Here is a 22,554-nt window from a genome sequence, read left to right on the forward strand (position 1 = left end):
CGCTGCCATTACAGAACCAACTTTTGCCCCGGCTCCATGACATGACAATCGACATCGGTCGTTTCCTGAGCCGCTTTCTTGAAGGCCAAAGGATCTTGCTTGATCACCGGGAACGTGTTGTAGTGCATTGGCACCACCATGTGCGGATGGAGCCACTTCAACGCATAGATCGCCACGTCCGGCCCCATGACAAAGTTATCACCAATCGGCAGCAGCGCCAGATCCAAGCGCGATCCCTTCAGGTAACACATATTGATCAGTTCCAGATCACGGAACAACCCCGTGTCGCCGGCATGATAGACCGTTTTACCACCCATGCGCAGCAAAAAGCCACAGGGATTCCCGCCGGGAATCATCGTCTCGCCTTCAAAAATTGTCGATCCATGGGTAGCCGGTATTAAACGAACACGGCCAAAGGGAAAATCCCACTTGCCGCCGATATGCATACCGTGCGCTTTGGCACCCTTTGATTCACAATAAGCCGCGATTTCAAAAGGTGCAACAATGGTAGCACCGGTACGCTTGGCGATGGTCACGGCATCACCAAGATGATCACCATGCCCATGGGTAACCAAAATATAGTCGGCACTCACTTCGTCAGCACTGATGGGACAAAGTGGATTCCCTGTGAAAAAGGGGTCAATCAAAACCGTATGGTCACCATCCTGCAACATAAAGTTGGCATGACCAAAAAAAGTTACGGTCAGCATCGTTAATCGCCTCCTTAATTTTATCATTATCCACAAGGGCGCTACAGGGCTATTTTTCCTTTTCGCCATGGCTGGAAGAAAATCCTGCAACGACATTATTCGACGAGATACTCGTGTTTCCACAGGGTTTTCCACAAGCGCAACCCTAGTGAAACAGGGTTATCAACAAGGTTATCCACTTTATCCACAGGACCTTCATCCCCATACCCACAGGCGATCACTTCACTTGTCCGTAACGATCAATCAAGGCGGCCCGCTCCGTTGCCACTTCCTCATCCGTCAAGATGACCGGCCCACCGGCCAGCAAGGAAAGCAAATAGATGCGTGCGCATTCTTCCAGCAGTTCACTGCGCCGGAATGCTTGTTCGACCGTTTCACCGACAGCAACGGCTCCATGATTCGCCAGCAAGGCTGCCGGCTGATCACCCAACGCAGCGACCACATTCCGGCCTAACTCGATCGTCCCGATCATAGCGTACGCTGCCGTTCGAACCCAACCGCCAAAGTAGGCCACCATATTATCGATCACCGGTGGGAGATCGCGCCGCGTTGCCGCTACGGCCGTGGCGTGCTTCGGATGAGTGTGTACGATCGCCATCACATCGGGGCGCGACTGGTAAATGACCCGATGCATCGGCACTTCGATCGACGGCCGCCGTTCCCCCTGCACCACTTCGCCCGTAGCTAACGCTACAACGACCAGATCATCCGGCGTGAGGCGATCATAGGTCATACCGCTGGGTGTAATCAACAGGTGATCCGCCGATAAGCGCACACTGATGTTGCCGCCCGTATCAGCGACCAATCCCCGTTCAATGATTTTTCGTCCATACTGTAGTATTTCTTTGCGCAACGACGCTTCCATGAATGATTCTCCTTATCTTACAACAGCGGTAAATTGGCGATCGCATTCAAATCCGCCTGGGCAGTGATACCACGCAGCAAACGGTAATAACCGGCACAACCGATCATGGCCGCGTTATCGGTGCACAACACCAGCGGCGGTGTTACCAAGCGCCGTCCTTCGGCGGCCAGCGCCGTCGTCAGCCGCGTGCGCAGGTAACTGTTGGCGGCGACACCACCGGCCAAAAGGACCGTATCGATCTTGGCCTCCCGCGCCGCTTGACAGGTTTTACCGACAAGTACATCAGCAACAGCCGCTTGAAAGGATGCCGCCAGGCCTGCCGCATCGATCGTTTCGCCCCGTTGCCGGCTGCGATGAAGCGTGTTCAATACGGCCGACTTGAGACCGCTGAAACTAAAATCCAAGCTGTTCTCCAGCCAGGCTCGCGGTAATTCATAGGCATCTTCGGCACCGGAACGGGCCAACTGTTCAATCTGTGGTCCCCCAGGATAAGGAAGCTGTAGCGCACGGGCCACCTTATCAAAAGCCTCACCGGCGGCATCATCACGGGTGGCTCCGATGATGCGCATCACTCCATGGCCGGTTAACTCAATCAAATGCGTATGCCCACCGGAGACGACCAAACAAAGTAAGGGAAAGGTCAAGTCCGGCTCGGCTAAAAAATTGGCATAAATATGCCCCTCAATATGGTGTACCGGCACCAGCGGCAGTTTACGGGCCAGTGCCACACCTTTCGCATAAGCAACACCGACGAGCAAGGCACCGACCAACCCCGGTCCCTGCGTTACGGCCACACTGGTAACCTCATCCCAGGTGACACCCGCCTCGACCAAGGCCGCATCAACTACATCGACAATGTTCTCCATATGTTTGCGTGATGCAATCTCCGGCACAACACCGCCATACTTTTGATGCACAGGAATCTGGGAAGCAATCACATTCGCCCGCACTGTACGACCGTCGTTCAAGATGGCTACCGAAGTTTCATCACAACTTGTCTCGATCGCCAGCATGCAACGACCTGCTGCTTCCGCCGATCCTTGCAGCTGAAACAAGGACATTTGCTTTCACCTCATCTACAAACCAGTTCTGTTTGCAATCATCGTTTCATCAGCTTGGGCCAGTTAAAAATGACCCTGCCATTGCAGGGCCATCATAGTGCTTACTCTTCTTCCTCCAACAGTTCTGAACAAAGTTCCAGCGCATCGGTGATCGAAAAGATCCCAATCACCTTCCCTTGACACAACACCGGTAACCCACTGACTTTATACCGCCGCATCAGCCGGATTGCGCTGCCTAACGGTTCATCCTGTTCAACCGACACGGGGTTTTTCATCATTACCCAATCAACAGGTGTTAACGGAATAACTCCCGGTGAGCGCATCGCCCGATCGATATCATGAAACGCAATAATCCCCACCAAGTTCATCTCTGCATCCACGACAGGTACACGCCGAAAACTTTGTTCCGTCATCACCTGTAATACTTCACTGATCGTCGTCGTCGGTCGTGTGGTCACAACCGGCGATACCATCCGATCTTTAACGAGCAGTGCTTTTCTCATGATGGTTCTCCTCCTTCTGCAATGATTGATCGCATCAGGTACTCATTTCTTCGTTCGGCAACTGAGGTGGATAATCCTGCCCTAGTCAGGTCCCGATTTGTCAGAAGTTTTTGACGTAAGCTCACACCACATGATGATCGCATCTTCGCCGGTATCGGAATAATAGCCACGGCGACGGCCCACAGCCACAAAGCCAAGCTTTTCATAAAGACGCTGGGCCGATACATTGGATGGCCGAACTTCTAAGGTCATTCGCTCGCCACCATGTTTTAGTGTTTCCGCCATGGCATATTGTAACACCAACGCACCCAGGCCATGACCACGCATAGCCGGGTCAACAGCGATTGTCGTTATATGGGCTTCATCAATGATCACCCAAATCCCGACATACCCGACAATCCGCTCATCATCGCCCTGCTGATCATCGCCCGCCCGCTCCATACAAACCCAATAATGGGCCAGACGGCTTTCCGTTAGTTCTCCCAGAAAAGCATCGTAACTCCAAGGCGTCGGAAAGGATTGCTCCTCAATGGCCAGCACCGCTTCAATATCGCTGATTTCCATGGGCCGGAAATAAAATCGCTCCAGCGCCTCACTCATGCCGAACCATCCTTCGGTAACCCTTGCCCATGTTTTTTCGCCCAGGTTACTTCCGCTTCCGATGGCCGCAGGTAACGCGGCGATAAGGTTCGCCCATCACCGGCGGCTTGCAGGTATTGCGCTCGGCCTAAACGGGCCACCAGCACACCACGAGGATAGCGCCATTCCGGTGGCGCCAGCCACGCCCGCGGACCCAGTTCGCGCCAGATTTCCTGGTAGACCGTAACGGCATCACCGACAAACATGACCGGTTCCGGTTCAAAGGAATGCAATATCGCCAGCCAATCACGCGGGTTGATCGCCTGTTCCTCCACCAGCCGTTCCATCGGTCCACCCTGCCCGTCACTGCGGTACAGACACGTATAGACCTCATTTTTGCGCGCATCCAATACGGGACAAACCAGTCCGGCAAAAGGCGCGCCATGGCCGGCCAGCGCCTCCAGCGTCGATACACCGACAACCGGCAAACCCAAGGGATGAGCCAACCCTTTGATCGTCGCCAATCCAATCCGTAAGCCCGTAAAAGAACCGGGACCAACCGATACAGCCAAAGCCGTCATCTGTTCCAGCGTCATCCCTGCCGATTGCAGCAATTGGTGCAAAAGCGGGATCAGCCGTTCCGAATGGGGGCGCTCAATATGCAAAAACATCTCTGCAACCACTTGTTGATCATCCAGAATGGCCATGGCTGTTACGCCTGTGGCACAATCCAATCCAAGGACGAGCACGTCGCTCTCAACTCCTTCAAAAATCGCAGCGCTTCATCGCCTTGGCTTTCCAGCGTCAGTGCCCGCGCCCAGCTTCCATCAGGCAACGTTACCGGCGTTAAGGTAATATGTAGCCCTGCCATCGGCCAGTTTTCCCCGAGCCGTTCCGGCCACTCCACAGCGACCACACCTTGTCCACCAAGATAGTCCGACCAGCCCAGATCCCACACTTCCTCCGGATCGTCCAGACGATAAAGATCAAAGTGGTAAAAAGGCAATCGTCCCGCAAATTCATGGACAAAGGTGAACGTTGGGCTCGTTACCCGATCAGTAATGCCCAGCCCTTCGGCCAGCCCACGTACCAAGGTGGTTTTGCCTGCGCCGAGATCGCCATGGAGCCAAAGCGTATCACCGGCCTGCATCCGTTGGCCCAGCCAAGTACCCAGCTCTTTTGTCGCTACCTCGTCGGGTAAGATCGCCTGCATCGGCCATCCTCCTTGTCTTCATTCATCGGGGCTGCGGTGCTTGTCCGTCATGAACCACCGCCATCAACTTTTGGATATCTTCCCAGACAGGCCGTTTTTTCGCCGGATCACGAAGTAACGCCGCCGGGTGAAACGTCGGCAAGTACCAACGCCCTTCTTTATTGACCCACTGGCCGCGCACTTTCGTGATCATCGCTTTGGGATCGATCAGCGTTTTCGTGGCCAGGGCACCTAAACAAAGGATCCACTGGGGATTGATCAACGCGATCTGCTCTTGTAAATGGGGAAGGCAAGCTTGCACCTCATTCGGCGACGGCAACCGGTTCCCTGGCGGGCGGCACTTGACGATATTGGCAATATACACATCAGCACGGTCAAAACGCCCAGCCGCTAAAATTCGATCGAGCAGTTGTCCGGCGGCCCCGACAAAAGGGCGCCCCAAACGATCTTCATCCGCACCGGGCCCCTCACCAATCAACATCAGCTTGGCTGTGGCCGGCCCTTCTCCATAGACCACTTGTTGACAACCATCACGCAAAGAGCAGGCTCGGCACTGGCGCACTTTTGCACCATGATCGCTTAATCGATTCTCTTGATTCATCAGTCCACCTCTGCTTCATCCTACATGATCCACACAAAAAAAGCAAAACCCCGTAGGATTTTGCTTATGGAATCAGCCATGAATTGTCGAATATCAAATTCCCGTCGAACAAACCTTGGCAACACCGTTATCGGAGCAACCGTTAGGCGGAACCGCCAGCGGCCAATGCTTGTCCACTTGTTCCAGCAGCGTAAAAATATCAAAAGGTTTGGCAATACAAGCAAGCGCCCCCTCTCGGAACGCCTGTTCAAAAAGCGCTCCCTCCGGGCAAGCCGTCATCAAGATCACCGGCAAGGACGGATAGCACAGGTGCATCCGTTTCATTGCCTGCAGACCATCTAACACAGGCATACGCACGTCCATCAAGACCATCCCGGGAGATGCCTCTTCCACACGCTGCAGCGCCTCAAGGCCGTTGGTGGCTGTAATTACTTCATAACCAACTTCTTGAAAAAGGGCACGCAACAACGAACGTAAGCTGTTTTGATCATCGACGATCAAGATACGTCTGGCCACGCTTACTGTCACCACCTTTTCGACAATTTCCGACAATCATTTTACATTCAATCTTTTATTTCCCATTTCGTCGCTTATTGTCTATCTCCTGCCGAAAAACAAAAAAAATTATTAACGCTTACAAAAGTTGTTTCCCTGCCATCCAAAGATGGCGCACACGACTGCGCGCGTCAAAAGGGTGCCCGGACCAAAGCACAAGATCGGCTTCTTTGCCCACGGTTAAACTGCCCAGACGTTCATCGAGGCCGAGTAACCGGGCCGGCTGAATCGTAATCGCTTGCAATGCCGCCATTTCATCGAGGCCGAACCGCACCGCTAACCCGGCACTGAGCGGCAGATATTGAATCGGCACTACCGGATGATCCGTCATCAGACTGACAGCCACACCGGCACGGTGCAAGATCCCGGCGGTGGCCGGTGAGACTTCGCGCATCTCCACTTTGGCGCGATTGACGATCAGCGGCCCCACAACGGCCGGCACCCGGGCATCACTCAAAAGCTCGGCAATGCGATGCCCCTCGGTGCAATGCTCAATGACCAGATCCACTTCTTGCTCACGGGCGATGCGCAGTGCTGTCCAGATATCATCAGCACGATGGGCATGCACCCGAAGGGGCATTTGTCGTTCCAGGACCGGCTGTATCGCTTCCCAGCGCAGATCGCATTCGCCTTCACCGCACTGCTTCTTTTGCCCATAGAAACGGGCACGCTCCAACGCTTCCCGCAAAAGCGCGGCCGAGGCCATGCGCGTTATCGGTGATTTTTTTTGCTCGCCGTAGATGCGTTTCGGGTTCTCCCCCAGGGCACACTTAAGGCCGACTTGCTCCCGCAGAACCCGCGATGGCCAGGGGCCGGCTGTTTTGAGCAATACCGCTTGTCCACCGACAACATTGGCACTTCCCGGCAATACACAGACCGTTGTTACCCCACCTTGCAACGCATCATCAAAGGCCGGATCATCCAAGTTAATGCCGTCCAGTGCCCGTAAGTGCGGTGTAAGCGGCTCTGACGTTTCATTCAAATCATCGCCTTCGATCGAAGTCCCTTCTTCGACAATGCCCACATGGCAATGGGCATCGATAAAACCGGGCAACAGCATGGCGCCGCTCCCGTTAACGCGCTTTACGCCAGGACGATTCGCCCAATGGGCAGCCTGCTCTTCCGTATAAGCACCGACGGCCACAATGCGCCCTTCGCTAAATGCAAGAAAACCAGGGTCATAAATGGCCCCGGTCATCGTCCAAACTTGCCCCCCATAGATCAGCGTGGTCACAACCCTCACCTATCTTTCCAGCGTAAATGCAGCATGCATCTCACCGATGGGTTGACGAAGATTGTTCTTTACACTTGTTCGATCGTGGTTGGCCAAGGCCGTTCGCTGCTCTGCCGACAAGATACCTAACTGGGACAAAGCCTCAATTACGACCGGCTCCAACGCCCGCATATTGCCATCTTCAATCTTGAGGGCCAGTCCCCAGCCTTTTTCCGGAATTGCCAGGCAGTAGACACCATCAGCACCGATTTTGGCGACCACCGCCCCCTGGGTGACTTGCATCAAATCCGTATCCAGGCGGCCTGTGCCAGAAACGAGGAAGGGGTGCTGCACCATCGCCTTCGTGATGCGCCGGCAGGCTTCCCGTCGGGCTGACGATCCGTGGCTGGCGCTACCGAGACGGGCAAAAGCTAAAGCCATTTTTTCCAATCCCATACCGTACACGGGGATACCACAGCCATCAACGCCGATGATCACATCCTCCGGCGCCAGATCAGCTATGCTGGCGACCGCTTGCAGGATATCCACTTCTGCCGGGTGCGTTGGATCGGTGTAATTTTCCAGATCATAGCCGCGCAACTTGGCATAGGCCATGACGCCGGTATGTTTGCCGGAACAATTACAATGCAGGACCGTTGGCTTCTCTCCCATTGCACGCAGCGCATCAGCCGTTTTACGATCAAAAGGCGTATGGGTACCGCAAGCTAAGGCGGTTGCCGGTAGGTCAATTTTGGCCAGGGCATCAGCGACCCACTGACGGTGCGCTTCTTCACCGGCATGGGAACTTGTAAAGATCGCCAGGTGCTCCTCCTGCAAACCAAAATGCTCCATACCACCTTGTTCAACCAGCGGTAACGTCATCAACGGCTTTGAGGAAGAACGCATATAGGTAACGGACGGCGTTCCCAGGCCGGCAATACGCTGACCATCGCTGTCGACAACAATGATCATTCCTCGATGACGATTTTCTACCATCGGTCCTCGTGTAACTTCTACTACAACAGCTGACACAGATGCTTGACTCCTTTCCTACCTATCCACACTTGTCTATCCGCTATGATCGATTATTGTTTCATCTGGTATTCCCGGCAATAGGCCGCAAACAAACACCATAATTGTTGCGTCTCTGCTGTCGTTAAATCCTCTGGATGCCACTGGACAGCCAGCACAAAGGATTCACCGAGCCCTTCAATCGCTTCGATCATGCCATCACCGGCTCGGGCTGCGACCTTCAACCCTGCACCTACTTGATCGACTGCTTGATGATGAAATGAGTTCACCCAACCGCTTCCCTCGGGGTAACAAGCCTGCAAGCGCGATCCGGCTTCTACGTGAATACTATGGGAAGGATGCCAGCGTGGCGCTTTTTGCTGATGTCGCAGCGCTTGTGGGCGTTGCTTAGGAATGTCTTGAATTAAGGTTCCTCCACAGGCCACATTCAACACCTGTAAACCACGGCAAATCCCCAAGATCGGCATGCCCTGTTGCAAGGCCAAACGGATCAAGGCGAACTCCAAGGCATCCCGCTGCGGATCGACTTCACCCAACGCCGCGTGGGGTTGCTGCCCATATCGAGCGGGATCCAGATCGCCGCCACCGGATAAAAGCAGTCCATGGGCTTGTTCTACATAGTACTCACATTCTTGGGTCGAAGCGATGTGAATGGGCCAGCCAAGTACCCCGGCAGCGACCAGGGAGCGCCAGTAGGGCCCACGCAGAATCATACGTTCACCGTCAAAGGACGGGGCGATCAATATCCGCGGTCGGCTCATGGTCAAGCCCCTCCTATTTCCACCACGAAACAGCAAACAACCCGGGATATCCCGGGCTGCTGATCATACGTCCACAAGCCCTAAACTGATTTCTAACGCTTGTGCAACTTTATGCATCATCTCTTCATCAAGTACACCGATTTTCTCACGCAACCGCGTCTTATCAATGGTTCGAATCTGCTCCAACAAGACAACTGAATCACGATCTAATCCACTGCGCCGTGCCGGCACTTCTACATGGGTAGGTAACTTGGCCTTGGATATTTGCGATGTAATGGCCGCCACAATCGTCGTCGGCGAGTATTGATTGCCAATGTCGTTTTGCACAATCAATACCGGTCGCGTACCGCCTTGCTCGGAACCAACAACCGGATTCAGTTCCGCGTAGTAAACTTCTCCTCTGCGAATGACCATCACCGCTACCTTACCAACCGGGCCTCGTTTACGAGTTCCGCATCAAATTCCGCAATGAATCCTTCCATCGCTAACTCCAAATTAATTCTCGCCATTTCCACATAACCGCGTCTCATCTGATCACGTAAGGCCTTGCGCTTAAGCTCTGTCATGTACAGATTCACAGCTTCCCGGATCAGTTGACTGCGATTCATACGTTCTACCATCAACACTCGGTCCACTTCCATGAGCAGAGGTTCCGGTAACGTAACCTGGATGCGCTTTAAATCAGGCAAACGGTTGCACCTCCCAGGGAGACTCCGACTCTGTGTCCATTATATAAAGCTTGCCCGCAATCCTGCAAGAGTAAACCTCAACGCCACACTGCCCAATTAATGGAAATCAGAGCCCCCAAGTTACTTGATTAGAGCAAATCTTCGGTCATTGCACGAATGATGTCGGCTCGTGTAACAATACCAACCAGCTTACCATGAGCCACCACCGGCAACCGGTTGATTTTGTTTTCCGTCATCAATGTGGCCATCTCTGCAATCGTTGCATCTTCTTCCACGGTTAGCGCGTCTCTGGTCATCAGTTCCTCCGCCTTAAGAGCGATGGACTTTTTGAATTCTTCTTCAAAACGCTTCGGGCTTTCTAAGAAGAAAACGCCATCTAATATAGTAATATACGATGGATAATGCAATTTTTTGTCCTTATAAAGAAGATCGCCTTCCGAAATGACGCCGAGAACCGCGCCCTGCCGCGAGATCACCGGCACACCGCTGATGCGTTTTTCCAGCAACAGCTTGACGACTTCAGCGATCGTTGCATCAGAATAGACCGTTGCTACTTCCCGGGTCATAATATCACTGGCTTTACGCTCTCGGGATTCCATCATCAACTCACCTGCTTTTCTTCACCGATTTGCTGCCAAGCATCCGCCAAATGGGTCACCAGATCACCGGCTTTCATCGCCAGTTGCCCCGTGCTCCCTGCCGCCCGATCACCGGCCAGCCCATGAACAAACACACCGAGCGCTGCGGCGGCCAGCGGCTCCACACCTTGGGCTAACAAGGCGCCGATGATGCCGGCCAGCACATCACCACTGCCACCCGTGGCCATACCGGCATTGCCGGTGGTATTGACACAGAGTTGGCCGTCCGGTGACGCAATCACAGTACGGGCACCTTTCAGTACCACAATGGAGCCCCATTCCCGGGCCGCCTGCAACGCCACATTGACGCGATTGGCCGCTACCGCCTCCACCGTCATGCCTGTCAACCGAGCCATTTCACCGAGATGCGGTGTCAGCACCACCGGTCCCTGCGCTGCCGCTAACAATTCAATGCTGCCGGCCAAGGCAAACAATCCGTCGGCATCGACAACCACAGGACAGTTGGTTGCTTCAAAGAGCGTTTGGAGCACCTCACCGCCACCTTGATGCCGCCCCAAGCCTGGTCCCACCACAAGAGCAGTGAAATCACGATAATCACCGGCTCGTAAGGCCACGCCATGAATCGACCCGTCGGAGGAAGGTAAGGGCCAGGTCATCGCTTCCGGCGCCAACGGCGCTACAAGCGGTACAATCGCTTCCGGCATGGCCGCTGTCAGCTTGCCCACACCGGAACGGAGGGCACCGGCAACGGACAGCGCCAATGCACCGGCCATGCCCACCTTGCCGCCGACGAGCAACAGATGACCGAAATTGCCTTTATGGGCCGACGCCTTGCGCTCGGGCAGCCCAGCAGCTACGCCTTTGGCGGTCAGCAACTGCCGCGGGATATGGGTCTTGGCCAACAAGTCACGAGGCAAGGAAATATCGGCAACAACTAAATCACCGGCTAAGGTAGCACCTGGTTCCAGCACCAATCCCAGCTTCGGTAAGCCAAAGGTAACGGTACGGGTGGCCGCTACTGACACGGTCGAACAATGCCCGGTATCGGCATGGAGACCTGTCGGCACATCAACAGCCAAAACGGGCAACGCCGCTTCTCGCACCATCGTCACGGCCCGTGCAATCAGTGCTGGTAGTTCTCCGGTAAAACCGGTACCATAGATCGCATCAATCACCAGATGAGTCGAAAGCAAGGCCATACGCAACGCGTTGATATCTTTGGTATCCATCAAGGAATAGATTTTGCCGCCGATGCGCTGAAAAATGGTCAGGTTCGTCAAGGCATCGCCTTTCACGTCCCGTTCTTGGGCCAACAAAAACAGCTTCACTTCCACACCGGCATTCATCAGGTGACGAGCCGCGACAAAGCCATCGCCGCCATTATTGCCTTTCCCGCAAAGGATCAAGACTTTTTGTTGTCCCCCGCCCATGCCGCCCAACATCGGAAGACAAGCACGTGCCACTGCCGCACCGGCATTTTCCATCAGTACGATCGAAGGAATACCATATTCAGCCATTGCCCGTTCATCTAGCCGGCGCATTTCCGTGGCCGTCACGAGCTGCATGAATCATTCCTCCCTTCGTCCACCGGGCAAGCGAGCACCATAGCCATCGCGTGGGTTCGTTCATGCGACAAAGACAGGGACCACGCCCACGCTCCGACCTGGGCCAATCGTTGTGCTGTTGAGCCGAGAAAATGGACCTGTGGTTTTTCTCCGGCACTGCGAACGATTTCAATTTCATTTAAAGCTATAGGTATGCCTGCTGGCAATGCCTTGATGACTGCTTCCTTGGCAGCAAAACGCGCTGCCAAAGAAGCCCATGGGTTCGCTTTACGGTAACATTCTTCAATTTCAGCAGGTGAATAAACTCGTTGTAAAAAGCGGCCGTGTCGTTCCACAGCCGCTTTAATGCGACAAATTTCTACGATATCACAACCGATACGGGTCATCGTTGCTTCCGCCTTACGCTACCAACCTGTTCCTTAGTATATCCGTTCGTTTTCATCGGCAGACCTCGACAAAAAGAAAGTTATACTTAAAAGGAAAGTTGGCTTTTTTCATCTTTCGAAAGAATCTTATCAATTTCCAGAAGCAACAACAACCGTTCCCCGATTTTACCTACGCCATATAAATACTCAGCAGAAATACCGCCGATCATGCTGGGTGGGTGCTCCACCGACTGCAACGGCAAACGAAGCACTTCGGTTACCGCATCAACGATGATCCCGACGGTATGCTCAGCGATATTGATTACAATAATGCGTGTGCTGTCACTGTAATCGGCCCAAGGCAATTGAAAGCGTTTTTTTAAGTCAATCACGGGAATGATCTTACCACGTAGGTTAATGATCCCTTCGACAAAGGAAGGTGCCTGGGGAATCTTCGTTGGTGCCGTTAATCGGTTGATTTCCTGCACTTGAGTAATCGGTACGCCATACTCTTCCGAACCTAAGCCGAAAACCACCAATTGAATCACGCCGGAATCTCCTTGATACTCATTCATCGTCCTTGCCGCTCCTCCTCATGCCTCCATGCGCTTGAATTCTATGCACCTTGTCCATGGGACGGTCAATGCGGCAATTTTTTTACCATACGGATACACCGACCGCCATCATGATAGGAAACTTCGTCCATCGATGCCCGGATCAGTAGGATTCCTCGTCCTGATTCACTGTACAAATCCATCTCTTGATTTTCACGAGGCACAAAGCCGTTTCCTTCATCAGCAACCATGATAATCAAATGTTCTTCCGTCATCTCCATGGTTAGACAAACTTGCTTATCCGGTGATTGCTTATTGCCATGGATGGCTGCATTAACAAAGGACTCAATCAATGCCAGCTTAATAAAATCAAATTCTCCGGTTTTCCATGGGAGCTTGCCAATAAAACTTTCTAACATTTCCACTGCTTTATCGACAAGGAGCGGCTGACTGGCCAACCGTATTTCTTTTTTGGTGCTCCCATTACGCTTATTCTCTTGCGATGTGATCACAGCCCCCTCCCAAGCAAATACAAAATTCTTCGCATATACTGAAGTATTTCGCGCTTCTAAACCAGAATCCTTTTTCATGAACCAAGATTCTTACCAAGTTATGAAGATTATCCGCTTTTTCGCCCTGAGTTTCATCAGCAGGTTTTGATTATTGATAATTTCTATTGACAGTTACGTTCAAAACTTTTATAAGAGACGTAACACCCGACGTAATCCATGAAAAAGACGTGCTCCCTGCCACCGTTTGCAAACCTAATGAAAGTTTAATGAAAAGAGGAATTACCATGCGTGAAGTTCAATTGCATGTAGACGGAATGTCCTGCAGTCACTGTCAGGCTGCTGTTGAAAAAGCAACATCGGCCGTCGCCGGTGTGATTTCGTCGCAGGTTGATCTGGCCGCCAAAACGGTAACTCTCCAATTGACCGACGAAGCTTCTCTGCCGGCCATCTGCGCTGCCATTGAAGACATCGGTTTTGATGTGGTCGATTAAAAATATTTCCTAAAGCTCTTGTAAAAAGGGATTTTATCCGGTAATATTATGTGCTGTGGCTAGTTGCCATCCCTGCTCCGCTCCAACAGAAGCGGGGCCATACGTCCGAAGGGAGGTGCATTTACATGCGCAACTATGAAGCAATGATCCTGATTCGTCCGGGAATCGACGAAGAAACCTACACGGCTGTTGTGGACAAGTTTTCGAACCTGATTACACAACAAGGTGGCGAATTGGTCAAAGTCGAGAAGTGGGGCAAACGCCGTCTGCAGTACGAGATTAATCGTCACAAAGAGGCCTTTTATCTGCTCGTCTACTTCAAAGGCGAACCGGCTGTCTCGCAAGAGCTGGAACGGGTGATGAAGATTTCTGATGACATCATTCGTTTCCTCGTGATTCGCAAAGAAGACTAACCAAATCGTTACACCTTTTGAGTAAAGGAGGGTTCCCATGCAAGACCGTGGAGATAAGCCAGAACGCAAAGGCCGCAAAGGACGTCGTCCTCGCCGCCGTATTTGCTTCTTCTGCGTTGACAAAGTCGCTGATGTCGACTACAAAGAAATCGGCAAACTGCGCAAGTACCTGACCGAGCGCGGCAAAATCCTGCCCCGCCGTGTATCCGGTTGCTGCGCCAAGCATCAACGTCAACTGACCCAAGCCATCAAACGGGCTCGTCACGTTGCGCTGTTGCCGTTCACACTGAACGAATAGTCCTGAGCATCAAAGCTGGTGAGAATCTACCGATTCTTATCGGCTTTTTTATTTTCCCCTGACGATCGCGCCTTCATAAAGTAGGTTTTTTTAAGGATGTGTCGAACTTTCATATCTGGTCAACTTTCATATCCAAATGAAATGGAGCCAATCATGAAGGAGTTGAGGTCATGCGCCTGGTTTGGGTACATGGCGAAGACCGTGATGCCTATCTCGATACATGGGAAGCAGAATGGGCCCGCTTTGAAAAAGACTTTGGATTTACTTGGGCTTTCGATCGTCGTGGCCAGCACTATCTCAATCTTCACGCACTGGCACTGAGCGCGGAAGAACATGAAACGCTGCAAACGGCCCACCGCGAAGTGGTGGCGCTTTTTCATCATGTCCAGATGCATGTCCGGTTGTATCCTGAGGTTTTGACCTTTTTAGGCATTCCCACGGAGCTTCGTTCGTTTTGTCTGTCTTCGCCGCTTCCCTATCTGACGGCCATGGGACGTTTTGATTGGCACTGGACACCGCAGGGTCCGGCACTGCTGGCTTTTAACAGCGAAACACCGCTCGGTCAGATTGAAGCCTGCGGCCTGCAGCCCCTGATCGCCGAACGGTGCCATCCGTACCTGCGCGATCCGAATCAGCTCTTGGGTGAGCAATTACGGGCCAGTTTGCGTGATTCCTTTACCCGTCAAGGCGGTCATGCTTCTTCGGTTACGGGAATCGTCGGCTTTCCATCCAATCCGGAAGAAGAAGCCACCTTGCGCTTGATGCGCCGTTTGGCTCATTTCCCCGGCGCAACGATTATCGGCGATATCCAGTTGCTGACCGTAAATGACGATCAGCGCCTTTGCTTGGGTGATGCTCCTTTGGATTTCCTCCAAAGTTTCGCTTCGATTGAGTGGTACACGCCGGAACGGGACGGCGGTGCTTTGGTTACAGCGCTGCAATCGGAACAATTACATTTGATCAATCCACCTTCAACACTTGTGCTACGTTCTAACGCTCTTTTTGCTTTGATCTGGCTGTTAAAAGGTCATCTGCCGCTTTCGTTGCAAAAGGTGGTCACCAAATATATTCCCTATACTTCCTTTGATCCGGAGCCGCTGATCGGTCAGCCCACGATGATCAAGCCGCTGCAGCAACGGGAAAACCAAAGCATCCGCTGGTCATCGTCGCTGCTACTCACCGATTGTCATGAAGAAAATTATGTGTACCAACGCCTTGTCCCCAGTGAAGCGCTTGCTTTTCCAGTCATGCGCAACGGACGGGTACAGATGCGCAAACTGGTACCGGCCATCTCCACCTTCAGTGCGCAAGATCAACCTGCCGGATACTTTACACGTCTGGGGACCACGGTGCTGAGCACACAAGATGTTTGTTGGGTCCCTACCTTGGTGGAGTAACACCGGATTGTCGGGCATCAGACAAAAAAAGCAACCATTTCAAGCAGCGCAGCTTGGAATGGTTGCTTTTACTTTGTCTGTAACCCAGGAAGGGTAACAACCCTCATTCAACTGAACCTATCATCATCATCGCTAACCTTGTTAAGCTGTTTTTCCAGATCAGCGGCAGGCATCGGACGGCCAAGCAAGTAGCCTTGTACCTGATCGCATTGATGCTTGCGCAAAAAAGTCAGTTGTTTTTCCGTCTCGACACCTTCGGCAATGACGCGCATATTGAGATTGCGCCCCAAGGTGATCACACTGGCCAAGAGCAGTGCACTGCTGTTGCTTTCTATCGAATCGCGTACAAAGGAATTATCAATTTTCAGCCCTTCCACGGGAAAGCGCATGAGGTAGCTAAGGGATGAATAGCCGGTGCCAAAATCATCAATCATCAAGCTGACCCCCATGGCCCGTAAATCTTTAAGCATCGCAATGGTAAATTCGGCATCTTTCATGGCCAGCGATTCGGTGATCTCCAGTTCTAACCATTGTGGCTCCAAACCGGAGGTATAAAGGGCGCTCTCCACGGTAGCCACAAGGTTTTGCTGCTGAAACTGGCGCGGTGATAAATTGATCGCCACACGTACAGGGTCAAAACCACGTTCTTGCCACTCTTTGGCTTGGCGGCAAGCCGTACGGAGAACCCATTCACCAATTGGCAAAATCAATCCCGTTTCTTCGGCGATTGGAATGAAATGGTTCGGCGGAATCATCCCTAATTCCGGATGGAACCAGCGTATCAGCACTTCCACACCGATCATTTTTTCGGTCATCGTATCGAATTGCGGTTGATAATACAACTGTAACTGCTTACGCTCCAAGGCATGCCGCAAATTACTCTCGATCAACTGCCGCTCTTTGAGTTGCTTTTCCCATTGATGTTCATAGAAACAATAGGTGTTTCTTCCCTGGGCCTTCGCTACATACATGGCCCGGTCACCGTTTTTAAATAATTCTTCCGGTGTTTCCCCATCACCGGGATACATGACAATGCCAATGCTAAAGGACAACGGAAACTCGTAGCCATGAATGACCCAAGGTGTACGCATCATTTTCAGAATTTCTTCCGCCCGCAGTATCAGACGCTGGCGGTCCCGCGCGTTGGTAATTAATAAGGCAAACTCATCGCCGCCGGTACGGGCCAAAAAATCACCATGTCCTACTACCCGCTTCAGACGATCAGCCACTTCCTTGAGCAACTGATCACCGCCCACGTGTCCAACAAGGTCATTGATCGTCTTAAAGCGATCAAGGTCCATGTAGAGCACCCCGAAGAGGGTATTGGTTGCTGTCGCTTTGCGCAAGGCAATGGCTAACTGGCGTTGCAGCAAGGTGCGGTTGGGCAAATCCGTCAGGGGATCATAATAAGCGAGATGATAGACAAGTTTCTGCGAACGCTGGCGTTCGGTAAGGTCCCGTTTGGATACGATTAAACCGGTTGTTGCCTCTTCGGTTACCAGAGGAACAGCGGCCACTTCCAGCCAAAGGTATTCACCACTGGCATGGCGGTAGCGAAATTCTGCACGCATCGGAACGCGCGTGATCAAGCATTCCTCAAAAAGCGTTTGTGCTACCGTTATATCTTCAGGGTGTACACGGTCGACAATGCTTGTCTCCGCTAATTCTTCTGCCGATAATCCCAAAAAACGTTGGTAGGAAGTACTTACATAGCGATAACACAAATTCGTATCTGTCTCAGCAACCATATCATCAAGTGTTTCCAGCAGTTGACGAATCCGGAGATCGCTGATCCGTACGCAGCAAGCCGCGTCCTTGGCTTGTTCGCTCAATTGACATCCTCCTTGCCCTTGGACTTGCTTTGCCTTGTCTTTGTCCTAATGGTATTCGCATTAATTAGACATAAATCCTGCTAAGAAACCATTTTTCAACGATAGAAAAAGGCTACGGATCCTTTTTTTTGTCCGTAGCCTTTCAGATCAATATGGTTTTTTTCGGATGTGTTCGATGTTAAGGAAGTTCTTTTTTGATCGCACTTAAGCGACGAATATGCTCCTGCTCTTGCCGGATCAGTTCCTGTACCGCCCGGCGATCACTTATGGCCACCAGATTCATCATCTCATGGAAAAAAAGAATCGATTCTTTCTCAAAATGGAGTGCCCATTGAATCGCATCCCGATCAGAATGGATTCGCTCGATCAGCTCTTCGATGCGCGCTGATTGGCCAAACACACTGTCTTGAATCAATGACTGCATATAGGCTTCGTACTCTCCGGGAAATTGTTCCGGCGGTTCATAATCGCCCAGGCGGTCACGCAATGCTTGAAAATCAACGATATGCTGGCTCTCGGCAGTGGCTAGCTCTTCGATGACCTGGCGTATCGACGGATTGGTGATCCGGGCCGCCAGAGAACGGTAGAAAGCTTCACCGTTTTTTTCAATGCTGACCGCAAAATCCACGATTTCCGAAGACCGAAACAACATAGAAGTCACTCCATTTCATCATTAACGTTACCGCCGTTTATTGACTTTGACCGGTCTCATTGGCGATCGGTTGGGCAGGAAAATCTTCCGTTAGGCGAGGTGCTTCGTACCACAGAGCTTCTCGCTGCGGGCATTCCACATCATCGAGAACACGTACAACTTCACCTACCAGTTTCCATCCTTTATGTTGTAAGTAGGCATACCACTTGGGCATGGCCTCCACGGCACTTCCCTGTTGCCCGCTCCACTTCTCATAATCGTGGAGCAAGTACTCTTGCACAATCGACAAGCATGGCGTCGACAATCCCATCGAACCAGCCAACCACCATCGCCCATCATCCAGCGGCAGCAACCGCGCCATAATGATCTCCTGTGCCTGTAGCTTTCCCGGTCCCATCAACAATACATCAGCAGCAATCTCTTCTCCTGTCAAAAAATCGCGAACGCGACAGGCTTCAGCCGTGCTTGATAGGATTTGGTAAAAACCAAAGGGCACTTCTGTCCATTTTTTCAGTCGTTTAACGAGCCGACGATCAAGCACATCCATCTGGTGGCGTAAACAGACCGGGCGCATCTCCTGGGGCAGGGCCAAGATGATCCCGTCAAGCAACAAACCGCGAATGAGTTCACCATGCCGCAGAAACTGTTCCCTGCTCATACCTATCCAATCCAGGAAGCCCCTCGTAACAGCGGCTACTTCTTGTGGTTCTTGATGGAACCACTCTTTCCATGTATGCATCAGTGCTGACAGATAAACATCATCTGACAAGGCCGGCGCTTTTACAGGAGGCACTTGCTGCCATCCGTCCGGCAATCCTACGCGCTTGGCGTCAAATACGGAAAGCATGGTTTGCACTTGCTGACGCCACTCGGGAAAGGAAGACACATCTACATTGGACAACCAATCGCGAAATGAACTATACAACCAAAGGGGTAATTGCTCGTTTTGCATTATCATACCGCGCAAGGATAATTTCTTTTCCCAACCGGCGATGCGCGTTTCGTCTTTACCGACGATGACCAATACATCATTAAACAGATAAAAACTGCAACGATGATCATGGCCTGCATCAATTTCGCTTTGCCAATTGGTCTGGGCTTCTTGCCAGACGAATCCGCCTGCTTCAGCTACCCCCATCAACGCCGTTGTGTTGTTTAATTTGGTTGTAACCGTTCCTCGCTGGGTACCTAAGCGGAAGACGCGATAGTAAAAGGGCGCTTGAAACTGGCTGATCTGTTCACTCAACAGGTAGGGGCGGGCCGGCCAGGAACGTCGATCCTGAATCCGCCAGAGCAAACCGTGGCGATGCAAATCCAGTTCGATCAATCTTTTTTCCCAGGGTAGACTTAAATTCCCTAAGATCGAAGGGGTTGCTTGGATGGCACTGCGAAGCCAGGTGAGTTCCAGTGTTGTAGTTTGGGGGATGGCCACCTCGTTAAGCAGTTCATGCTTACCGGCCAGATGGAGTTTCCCTTGATAATCAGCTACGTTTGGCAATGATACGCCTGTCGATGCTGACGTGATCAGGAGGTGTTCCGATTTCCAGGGAATGATCCAGGCGGCATCAAGTGCTTCTTGCACCATGCGCTGAACAATTCCGTCAATTTGCGCTGCCAGATCACCGGGATTCCACAGCTTAGGATCTACGTCAATGCTTTCCCAGGAACTTGTGCGGCGTTGAATTTCATTACGTACCATCGCATAAAGGTACCACGGCGCCATGGGCTTTTCATGGCTCGGTGGTTCCTCGTAGAGTTGCTTGGCTAAGATATCCCACCAAGGTACACGAATTGCTTCTTTAGGCTCACCAAGGGCTTGCGTCAATTCCATATCCAGATTTTGCTGCGACAGAATATAGGCCAGCGCCACATCTTTCGGTTGCATGGCTTCGGGCCGTAATTTTTGCATAAAGCGATAGCTTGTTCCTCCACCGAGAGGCGGCAGCGGTGCCAACCCTTGATATAATCGTCCCAGGTCTGGCCAAAGTTCTTCGCCAATGCGCTGCATGTTGGTTTCTTCACGGTCAAGCAATGCCCAATATTGCAGCATCGCTTGCAATGCTCCACCTAATTCATTGCGTTGTAACGGGATTTCATTGAGCTCCTCCGATTTCCATTTACGGTAGGGAATCTCATGCCAGCTTAACAACGCCGGATCAAGCGGATTATAGGTAAATTGCCCACGACAAACGCAAAGTTGCCCTAGTTTTCCTTGCCAGGCAGCCCGAAATGTCAGCAACGATCGTTGCCAGCGTTCATCTTTACGAACAAAGGCTTCAAAAAAGCTATCCTTCATCACAGGAGTCTGGCTAAGCAGTCGACGCCGCAGGGCTACAGATTTTGAAGGTTTCACGTTCGATCACCCCTTAAGGATAACAGTTACAATCATCATAATTACAAGGAAAACTCGCCCCGGACTGTCCGGTGAAGCGAGTTTTTTTTGCGGAGCTTTATGTCTTATGAATCTATCTGTGTATATTATTACATTCGCTATGGCTGAACAAAATCCTTGTGGTGACAATAACTTTTTTGGTAACGCGTAAGCCTAAGCAAAAAAGCCCTGCCGATAACCGGCAGGGCTTTTCGCTATACCTTGGGGACTAATCAGGGCAAGTTGGTACTGCCCATCAAGTAGCGGTCGCATTCGCGGGCCGCTTGACGGCCTTCGCTGATCGCCCAGACGACGAGGCTTTGACCGCGCCGCATGTCACCGGCGGCAAAGATGCCGGGCACATTCGTGGCGTAGGAACCTTCTTCCGCTTTCGCGTTGGAACGGGGATCGCGCTCGACGCCCAATTGTTCCAGCACGGTGTCTTCGGGGCCGAGGAAGCCCATGGCGAGAAGCACCAGTTGGGCCGGGTAGACTTTTTCACTGCCGGGAATCTCTTTCGGGATAAAACGGCCTTGTTGGTCTTTGACCCACTCGACTTGTACCGTGTGCACTTCTTGGACATGGCCGTTCTCATCGCCGACGAATCGCTTCGTCGTAATGCAGTATTGACGGGGATCGGCGCCAAAGCGGGCAATGGCTTCCTGTTGACCGTAATCGGTTTTGCAGACTCGGGGGAATTGGGGCCAGGGGTTATCGGGCGTCCGCTCGTCGGGCATTTTCGGCATGATCTCCAGTTGGGTTACGGTGTTGCAGCCGTGGCGCAAGGAGGTACCGACGCAGTCAGTGCCGGTGTCGCCACCGCCGATGACGATGACGTCTTTACCGGCGGCGGAGATATAGTTGCCGTCCTCATGATTGGAATCGAGCAAGCTTTTCGTGTTGGCTTTCAGGAAGTCAACGGCGAAATGGATGCCAGCCAATTCACGGCCCGGGACGGGGAGATCACGGGGCTTGGTAGCGCCGCCGCAAAGGACGACAGCATCGTATGCTTGCTGCAGTTGGGTGGCCGGAATGTCTTTGCCCACTTCCGTACCGGTGACGAAGGTGATGCCCGATGCTTCCATGACATCGATGCGACGTTGTACCACCTGTTTTTCCAGCTTCATGTTAGGAATGCCGTACATCAACAAGCCGCCGGCGCGGTCAGCGCGCTCGTAGACGGTGACGGTGTGGCCGGCTTTATTCAGTTGCGCTGCGCAAGCGAGGCCGGCCGGTCCGGCGCCGACAACGGCGACTTTTTTACCGGTCCGTACGGCCGGTACCTCGGGCTGGACCCAGCCTGCTTCGTAGGCTTTGTCAATGATCGTACATTCGATGGTCCGGATCGTGACCGGGTCGCCGACCAGGCCGGTGGTGCAAGCGCCTTGGCAAGGCGATGGGCAGACACGGCCGGTGAACTCGGGGAAGTTGTTGGTCCGCGTTAACCGTTCCAACGCTTTCTCCCACAGCCCGCGATAAACGAGATCGTTCCACTCCGGCGGTGCGTTATGGAGGGGACAGCCGGAAGCCATCCCGTTGATCATCACGCCGCTGTGGCAATAGGGGACGCCACAAGCCATGCAGCGAGCGGCTTGGCGCTTAAGCGCTTCTTCGCTCATGGGCAGATGAAAGTCTTGCCAGTCCTTGACCCGTTCGATCGGATCGCGGTCGGCTAATTGTTCTTGTGCGTATTCGATAAAACCAGTTGGTTTGCCCATCGTCG

27 protein-coding genes are annotated in these 22,554 nt (G+C 52.5%); 4 read left to right on the forward strand and 23 right to left on the reverse strand.

Translation table 11 applies throughout. The features are described from left to right. Positions 1-8: 8 nt before the first annotated feature. The 19 genes from EDD73_RS00370 to EDD73_RS00460 all read right to left on the reverse strand — a co-directional run bounded on the left by EDD73_RS00370 (position 9) and on the right by EDD73_RS00460 (position 13,455). Positions 9-710, reverse strand: a complete 702-nt coding sequence (locus EDD73_RS00370) for a metal-dependent hydrolase (protein WP_131917674.1) — start codon at positions 708-710, stop codon at positions 9-11. 217 nt (positions 711-927) lie between these two features. Beyond that, positions 928-1,575: a class II aldolase/adducin family protein gene (locus EDD73_RS00375; RefSeq protein ID WP_131917676.1), complete on the reverse strand. Its 648-nt coding sequence runs from the start codon at positions 1,573-1,575 to the stop codon at positions 928-930. 17 nt (positions 1,576-1,592) lie between these two features. Then, positions 1,593-2,636: a tRNA (adenosine(37)-N6)-threonylcarbamoyltransferase complex transferase subunit TsaD gene (gene tsaD / locus EDD73_RS00380; RefSeq protein ID WP_131917678.1), complete on the reverse strand. Its 1,044-nt coding sequence runs from the start codon at positions 2,634-2,636 to the stop codon at positions 1,593-1,595. A gap of 101 nt (positions 2,637-2,737) precedes the next feature. Further along, positions 2,738-3,139, reverse strand: coding sequence for a CBS domain-containing protein (locus EDD73_RS00385; RefSeq protein WP_131917680.1), 402 nt, complete (start codon positions 3,137-3,139; stop codon positions 2,738-2,740). Between the two features lie 81 nt (positions 3,140-3,220). Next, positions 3,221-3,739, reverse strand: coding sequence for a ribosomal protein S18-alanine N-acetyltransferase (gene rimI / locus EDD73_RS00390; protein ID WP_131917682.1), 519 nt, complete (start codon positions 3,737-3,739; stop codon positions 3,221-3,223). Next, entirely contained in the window at positions 3,736-4,467 is a 732-nt protein-coding gene (tsaB, locus tag EDD73_RS00395) for a tRNA (adenosine(37)-N6)-threonylcarbamoyltransferase complex dimerization subunit type 1 TsaB (protein ID WP_165876223.1), read from the reverse strand. The genes rimI and tsaB overlap by 4 nt, the downstream gene beginning before the upstream one ends. Beyond that, a complete protein-coding gene (tsaE, locus tag EDD73_RS00400; protein WP_131917685.1) occupies positions 4,431-4,931 on the reverse strand; it encodes a tRNA (adenosine(37)-N6)-threonylcarbamoyltransferase complex ATPase subunit type 1 TsaE in 501 nt (166 codons plus the stop codon). The genes tsaB and tsaE overlap by 37 nt, the downstream gene beginning before the upstream one ends. A 22-nt stretch (positions 4,932-4,953) precedes the next feature. Continuing rightward, entirely contained in the window at positions 4,954-5,532 is a 579-nt protein-coding gene (locus EDD73_RS00405; RefSeq protein WP_131917686.1) for a uracil-DNA glycosylase, read from the reverse strand. 93 nt (positions 5,533-5,625) lie between these two features. After that, positions 5,626-6,048, reverse strand: coding sequence for a response regulator (locus tag EDD73_RS00410; protein ID WP_165876224.1), 423 nt, complete (start codon positions 6,046-6,048; stop codon positions 5,626-5,628). Between the two features lie 118 nt (positions 6,049-6,166). Further along, on the reverse strand, positions 6,167-7,321 hold the full coding sequence (locus tag EDD73_RS00415) for an amidohydrolase (RefSeq protein ID WP_320055162.1): 1,155 nt from the start codon (positions 7,319-7,321) through the stop codon (positions 6,167-6,169). 9 nt (positions 7,322-7,330) lie between these two features. Then, positions 7,331-8,332, reverse strand: coding sequence for an asparaginase (locus EDD73_RS00420; RefSeq protein WP_131917690.1), 1,002 nt, complete (start codon positions 8,330-8,332; stop codon positions 7,331-7,333). 53 nt (positions 8,333-8,385) lie between these two features. After that, entirely contained in the window at positions 8,386-9,093 is a 708-nt protein-coding gene (locus tag EDD73_RS00425) for a gamma-glutamyl-gamma-aminobutyrate hydrolase family protein (RefSeq protein WP_207668761.1), read from the reverse strand. Between the two features lie 63 nt (positions 9,094-9,156). Beyond that, positions 9,157-9,507, reverse strand: coding sequence for a type II toxin-antitoxin system PemK/MazF family toxin (locus tag EDD73_RS00430; RefSeq protein WP_131917692.1), 351 nt, complete (start codon positions 9,505-9,507; stop codon positions 9,157-9,159). A 5-nt stretch (positions 9,508-9,512) separates the two neighbouring features. After that, positions 9,513-9,782, reverse strand: coding sequence for a CopG family ribbon-helix-helix protein (locus EDD73_RS00435; RefSeq protein ID WP_131917694.1), 270 nt, complete (start codon positions 9,780-9,782; stop codon positions 9,513-9,515). A gap of 128 nt (positions 9,783-9,910) precedes the next feature. Further along, complete coding sequence (locus tag EDD73_RS00440) at positions 9,911-10,384, reverse strand: CBS domain-containing protein (RefSeq protein ID WP_243116734.1); 474 nt, start codon at positions 10,382-10,384, stop codon at positions 9,911-9,913. After that, positions 10,384-11,946 (reverse strand): NAD(P)H-hydrate dehydratase, encoded by a 1,563-nt coding sequence (locus EDD73_RS00445; RefSeq protein WP_131917696.1) that lies wholly within the window; start codon positions 11,944-11,946, stop codon positions 10,384-10,386. The genes EDD73_RS00440 and EDD73_RS00445 overlap by 1 nt, the downstream gene beginning before the upstream one ends. Next, complete coding sequence (acpS, locus tag EDD73_RS00450; RefSeq protein WP_131917698.1) at positions 11,934-12,332, reverse strand: holo-ACP synthase; 399 nt, start codon at positions 12,330-12,332, stop codon at positions 11,934-11,936. Before acpS ends, EDD73_RS00445 begins: the two co-directional genes overlap by 13 nt. An 86-nt stretch (positions 12,333-12,418) precedes the next feature. Continuing rightward, entirely contained in the window at positions 12,419-12,886 is a 468-nt protein-coding gene (locus EDD73_RS00455) for a chemotaxis protein CheW (protein ID WP_131917699.1), read from the reverse strand. A 65-nt stretch (positions 12,887-12,951) separates the two neighbouring features. Further along, positions 12,952-13,455, reverse strand: a complete 504-nt coding sequence (locus EDD73_RS00460; protein ID WP_131917701.1) for an ATP-binding protein — start codon at positions 13,453-13,455, stop codon at positions 12,952-12,954. Positions 13,456-13,661: 206 nt separating this feature from the next. On the opposite strand from EDD73_RS00460, the gene EDD73_RS00465 reads away from it, so the two are divergent. From EDD73_RS00465 to EDD73_RS00480, 4 genes are all read left to right on the forward strand, one after another. Continuing rightward, entirely contained in the window at positions 13,662-13,868 is a 207-nt protein-coding gene (locus tag EDD73_RS00465) for a heavy-metal-associated domain-containing protein (RefSeq protein WP_131917702.1), read from the forward strand. Between the two features lie 125 nt (positions 13,869-13,993). Next, positions 13,994-14,281: a 30S ribosomal protein S6 gene (rpsF, locus tag EDD73_RS00470; RefSeq protein ID WP_131917704.1), complete on the forward strand. Its 288-nt coding sequence runs from the start codon at positions 13,994-13,996 to the stop codon at positions 14,279-14,281. A gap of 37 nt (positions 14,282-14,318) precedes the next feature. Further along, complete coding sequence (gene rpsR / locus EDD73_RS00475; RefSeq protein ID WP_131917706.1) at positions 14,319-14,579, forward strand: 30S ribosomal protein S18; 261 nt, start codon at positions 14,319-14,321, stop codon at positions 14,577-14,579. Between the two features lie 170 nt (positions 14,580-14,749). Further along, a complete protein-coding gene (locus tag EDD73_RS00480) occupies positions 14,750-15,976 on the forward strand; it encodes a glutathionylspermidine synthase family protein (protein WP_131917708.1) in 1,227 nt (408 codons plus the stop codon). 107 nt (positions 15,977-16,083) lie between these two features. Here EDD73_RS00480 and EDD73_RS00485 read toward each other — a convergent pair whose 3' ends face one another. The 4 genes from EDD73_RS00485 to EDD73_RS00500 all read right to left on the reverse strand — a co-directional run bounded on the left by EDD73_RS00485 (position 16,084) and on the right by EDD73_RS00500 (position 22,549). Beyond that, positions 16,084-17,808 carry a putative bifunctional diguanylate cyclase/phosphodiesterase gene (locus EDD73_RS00485; protein ID WP_131917709.1) on the reverse strand — a complete coding sequence of 575 codons (1,725 nt, stop codon included), beginning with the start codon at positions 17,806-17,808 and terminating at the stop codon, positions 16,084-16,086. A gap of 178 nt (positions 17,809-17,986) precedes the next feature. Further along, positions 17,987-18,460, reverse strand: a complete 474-nt coding sequence (locus EDD73_RS00490) for a ferritin-like domain-containing protein (protein ID WP_131917711.1) — start codon at positions 18,458-18,460, stop codon at positions 17,987-17,989. 37 nt (positions 18,461-18,497) lie between these two features. Beyond that, the gene (locus EDD73_RS00495; RefSeq protein ID WP_131917713.1) at positions 18,498-20,813 is read right to left on the reverse strand and encodes a hypothetical protein; all 2,316 of its coding nucleotides are present in this window, start codon (positions 20,811-20,813) and stop codon (positions 18,498-18,500) included. Positions 20,814-21,064: 251 nt separating this feature from the next. Continuing rightward, positions 21,065-22,549, reverse strand: a complete 1,485-nt coding sequence (locus EDD73_RS00500) for a glutamate synthase subunit beta (protein WP_131917714.1) — start codon at positions 22,547-22,549, stop codon at positions 21,065-21,067. Positions 22,550-22,554 lie beyond the last annotated feature (5 nt).

This window comes from Heliophilum fasciatum (assembly GCF_004341395.1).
GTDB lineage: Bacteria > Bacillota > Desulfitobacteriia > Heliobacteriales > Heliobacteriaceae > Heliophilum > Heliophilum fasciatum.